Raw genomic sequence first — 4,994 nt, 5'->3', positions numbered from 1 at the left:
GTTCAATCCTTCAAAATATCATTTAAAAATTTAAAAGCAAGTTAACACATATAAGTGTTTCCTCGCTTTTAATTTGGCCTTAGTCCTCTATATATTCCAATTCTATTTTTGGCAATCAATATATCTTTTAATCTCTACTAAACAAGTCCCTTGTATAAACCTTATCTTCTATATCATATAGTTCATTGGTTAATCTGTTGGCCACAACTACATCACTCACTTTTTTAAATTCCTCAAAGTTATTGATTACTTTGGAATTATAAAATGTTTCTTCATGAAGAGATGGTTCATATACAACAACTTCAATCCCTTTTGCTTTAATTCGCTTCATAACTCCTTGAATAGCCGATTGTCTAAAATTATCTGAATCCATTTTCATGGTTAATCTATAAATGCCAACAACTTTAGGGTTTCTCTTTATAATCATTTCTGCAATATGATCTTTTCTAGTTCTATTTGCATCCACAATTGCTGTCATTATATTATTGGGAACATCCGCATAATTTGCCAGTAGTTGTTTCGTATCTTTAGGTAAACAATAGCCTCCATATCCAAAGGATGGATTATTATAGTGATTACCAATCCTAGGATCCAATCCAACTCCATCAATAATTTGTTTGGTATCCAGTTCTCGTACTTCTGCATATGAATCTAGTTCATTAAAAAAGGCTACCCTCATAGCTAAGTATGTATTGGCAAATAATTTAATAGCTTCAGCCTCAGTCGAATTTGTAAATAACACTGATATATCTTTTTTCACTGCACCTTGAATTAATAGTTCAGCGAATATTTTTGCCCTATCAGACTCTTCACCTACAATTATACGTGATGGGTATAAATTATCATGTAAAGCTTTACCTTCTCTTAAAAACTCTGGTGAAAAAATAATATTATTTGTTTCAAACTTCTCCTTTATTTTTTCTACATACCCTACTGGAACCGTTGATTTCACTATCATTATAGCTTCTGGATTAATAGATAAAACATTAGCAATTACAGCCTCAACAGTTCTTGTATTAAAATAATTTTTATCTGGATCATAGTTTGTAGGTGTTGCAATAATAACATATTCTGCATCCTTAAATGCTTTATAATTATCAGTAGTAGCCACTAAATTTAGTTCTTTTGTCGCCAAAAATTCTTCAATTACATTATCTATAATAGGAGATTTTCTGTTATTAATCATATCTACTTTTTCTTGAATAATATCAAGTGCTATAACTTCATTATGTTGGGCAAGTAATATTGCATTAGATAAGCCTACATATCCTGTTCCTGCTATTGTGATTTTCACTTTAATCACATCCTTAATAACTTTTTGATGTAACTTTTTGGTTTAGTTAAATAATAATTTAAACGAGAACCATAATGATTCTGAAAATTCCTTAATATCTCTTGATTTAAATCTGGATTATTAAAAATACATTTTCTTAAAGATTGATCAATTTCCACATTATAATGTGATGTAATTCCACTATGTGTTCCAGATCCATCCAGCCCAATGTTTCTTACTCGAGACTTAACTGGATAAACCGTAAACATATTTTTTTTCGATTGAGTATAACACCAACGAATTGCCCAAGAATCTATCTTTCCTTCCATTTGGGCATCGAGCATATTTGACATATCTCTTCCACCGCGGTTGAACTGATTTTTTAAACGTCTATTTTTTTTAAACTCTATATAATCTTTTACATCCCAATCAACTTGATCCCATCTATTCTTCCATGTCGCCCAACCCCAACTACAACCTCTATAAGAATAATAAATGTCACTCTTATAACTCTTAGGGAATCTAATTGGTATATTATATCCACTGATAGACCAGACTTTCTCTAAAGCATCATAATAATTTAATCCTTCATTCATATATGCTAGAAAATCGGGTGTGGTTATCAAATCATCTTCTAAAACTATTACTTTTCCATATTTATTAATAATTTCACTGACACCGTTCATTACCGATTTCGCCAATCCTTTATTTTCCTGAGCCTTCTTAATTGTAAGTGATTTAAAATACTTTTTTTCTTCTATAGTATCTATATAATCACGTACTGCCTTTACCTTTTCAAATGAAGCCTCATTTTTTGCCGCATCAGAAAAAATAAAGACATCGGACTCCCTTGCTAGTTCATTTTCAGATAAAGCTTCTATTGTTTTTATGGTATGTTCAGGTCGGTTGTACACAAAAATTATTACTGGAGCTAACATTTAGCGCCCTCCATTATTATATGATATTTATAACTTTCTTAACTTAAATAGATATTTTGGAGAAAATGCTTTTAAAATCATAATGCTGGAAATTCTTGTTTTTTTAAACAAAGCCAGCGTAACTACATTGGTAAAGACTTGCGCTATAAGAGTCGCAAAAGCTGCACCAAAGCCACCATAAATAGGTATTAACAAATAATTTAATCCCACATTTATTATAAGGCCAACAAAAGTATAAACCAGCGTGTACTTTTGCAGATTTTCAACTAGTAACCAAATGGACCTAGCGGACCCTAGTGTTGCAAAAGTACCAGCCCATACACTTATAGTAATTATATCCGCTGCATTTTTATATTCTTGTCCGTATAAAATAGACACTATAAAATCTGAAAATACAATTACGAGCAAACCAAATAAGATTCCAATCCAAGCGATTATTGAATACAGAAGTTGTATAGTACCTATATAGTTCTCATGTGTATCTAATTTTTTTTTCATGATAATAGGCTGAAATGATGTAATAATAGCTAAAGGAACAAAATACCACATGCTAGCAATTTGAGTCGCAGCTGAGTACATACCCAATTCTTTCTTATCCGTTAACATAGAACCTAACATTACTTTGTCAATTTGCATATATATTGTAACCATCAGGCCTGAGAGAATTAAATACCAACTTTTAGATAATATTTTCTTTGCATACTGAAATTTAAATTTCCATTTCGTATAAGATGTTCTGTTTTTAAAGTACGCAATAACCAACGCTATCCCTATAATCAACGAATCCAACATATATATAAGAGATAAATGGAATAAATCCCCCTCGAAAAATACAAAAATAACTTTTAATAGTGCAGAAAAAATATATGCACCTATACGAATCAAGGAAGATATTTTAGACTTCTGATATGCTTGTATCCAATATTCAATAACTTCAAATGATTTAATAACCATCGTAAATGACATAATCATTACAAGTAAATGAACAAGTGGCTCATTTGGTGCAACTAATCGAATAATTATACTAGTAAACAACGTTAAAACTATACCACCTATAACCCTTAAAACTAAAGAGGTAAAAAGTATAGTCCCTTCTTCTTCCTCCTTATGCACAATTGATTTAACAGATAACGTTTCTAGACCTAATGTCGATAAAGCTGTGAACAAAGTTACATAAGCTAAAGCATAATTATATATGCCATACTTTTCTGGCCCTAAATACCTAGCTACTAGGGCCATAACAAACACACCTATGATCATAGTGACAACTTTATCCCCAACCAACCAACCCGCATTGCTCACGATTTTGGTAGCAATTTCATTACCCTTCATACGTTTTAAAAATAATTTAGAACTATTTTTCAATTTCAATGTTTATACCTTCTTTTATAAGATATCTTTATATATTTCTAATAGGCGTTTTGTATTTTTTTTAGAATCATGCGTTTGTAAAGCATGTAATCTTGCATTTTCAGAAAACCTTAGCGCTAGTTCATCTTTTTTAAATATTTCACACACATAATGCGCCAGCATATAAGGAGCATCTACTTGATACACAAAACCTTCCTCTTTATGCTTTAGCATATCAGACACCCCTCCCACATCCGAAGCAACACAAGGAACACCTAATAGCATCGCTTCTCCTAAAGAATTAGGACTATTTTCAATAGATGACGGACAGACAAATACATTTGACTCTAAATATTTCTCACACATTTGCTGTTCATTTAATAACCCAGTAAAAATAACTTTTTCTTGGATATTATACTTTTTAATAAGTTCATTGATATACTTTCCATACGATGAGAGTTTTATTTTTTCTTTTAAGGTTTTAGACTTCGTTATATCCACACCACCTATGTATAACTTCGCTTGAGGAAACACTTTTAGTATTAAAGGCATAGCTTCAATCATAAAATGCAACCCCTTTATAGGATATGATCCTTGACTTAAGAAGATAGAATATTTCTCCGCCCTTTTTATATCCCACTTATGATTATAGAATTCTTTTCTTAATGTTTCATTACAATGATGGTAAATCACATTTGGATTGATCTGAGTAGAGCACGCCTTATCCCACGTAGTTCTACCAATAACATGTTTTACTTTTTTTAGTGCTTCAATTTCAAACTTCCCACGCTTAATAAACTCTCTCTGTTGCCCTTTTATATTATTTTGTTTTAGTAAATCCCTAAAAGTATATCGATTTTGAACAATGATAGGTAAAGATAGCATATAATGTTTAGCAATAATAGATACTAATCCCTGGATAGATACTATAGTCTTAATATTTTTCTTTTGGCAAACATTTACCATTGAAAGTGTATGCACAAACTCTGTGCCAAAAATATGAACAATATCTGGATTGAATTGCTCAATGATTTGCTCAAGAAATGGATTTTCAACTATACTTTTTAAATTATTCTTATTTACAGATGGGAATGTATAATATTTAATTTTCTCCCCAGATAATAATTGAATATCATTAAATCTATTATTTGGAAATGCAACACATAGTGAAATGTCACTATTCAATGACAATGCTTCAGAGGCATTAACTAACCATCCTCCAAAAGGCAATGCTTCCTCTTTTAGAAGTACACTCGCCTCTGGTAAAGCAATGTTTGTAAGCCACAGTATTTTCATGGGCAAAATTCTCCTTAAAACCCTATTTAGATAATTATTTAAACAGAATGCTAGATTAAAAATAACCTCTACATATAAAATTTATTTATCAAAAAATATATAATATTAAAGTTAACGTTAATATTATTTATGCCAAA

Annotated in this window: 4 protein-coding genes; all 4 read right to left on the bottom strand. The window is 30.7% G+C overall.

What is annotated here, in order from left to right; all coding sequences use genetic code 11:
- Positions 1–127 precede the first annotated feature (127 nt).
- From ACQGSG_RS26495 to ACQGSG_RS26480, 4 genes are read right to left on the bottom strand one after another with little or no spacing between them, the layout of a single operon-like run.
- Entirely contained in the window at positions 128–1,294 is a 1,167-nt protein-coding gene (locus ACQGSG_RS26495; RefSeq protein ID WP_426948411.1) for a nucleotide sugar dehydrogenase, read from the bottom strand.
- A gap of 5 nt (positions 1,295–1,299) precedes the next feature.
- Positions 1,300–2,211, bottom strand: a complete 912-nt coding sequence (locus ACQGSG_RS26490) for a glycosyltransferase (protein ID WP_000880840.1) — start codon at positions 2,209–2,211, stop codon at positions 1,300–1,302.
- 27 nt (positions 2,212–2,238) lie between these two features.
- Entirely contained in the window at positions 2,239–3,582 is a 1,344-nt protein-coding gene (locus ACQGSG_RS26485; RefSeq protein WP_000769229.1) for a flippase, read from the bottom strand.
- Positions 3,583–3,597: 15 nt separating this feature from the next.
- Positions 3,598–4,857: a glycosyltransferase family 4 protein gene (locus ACQGSG_RS26480; RefSeq protein WP_000699780.1), complete on the bottom strand. Its 1,260-nt coding sequence runs from the start codon at positions 4,855–4,857 to the stop codon at positions 3,598–3,600.
- Between the last annotated feature and the right edge of the window lie 137 nt (positions 4,858–4,994).

Origin of the sequence: Bacillus sp. GMa5/1 (assembly GCF_050172015.1) — a bacterium.
Taxonomy (GTDB): domain Bacteria; phylum Bacillota; class Bacilli; order Bacillales; family Bacillaceae_G; genus Bacillus_A; species Bacillus_A cereus.
The sequence above is the reverse complement of the archived record's forward strand: the minus strand, read 5'-3'. Positions and strand labels throughout refer to the sequence as shown.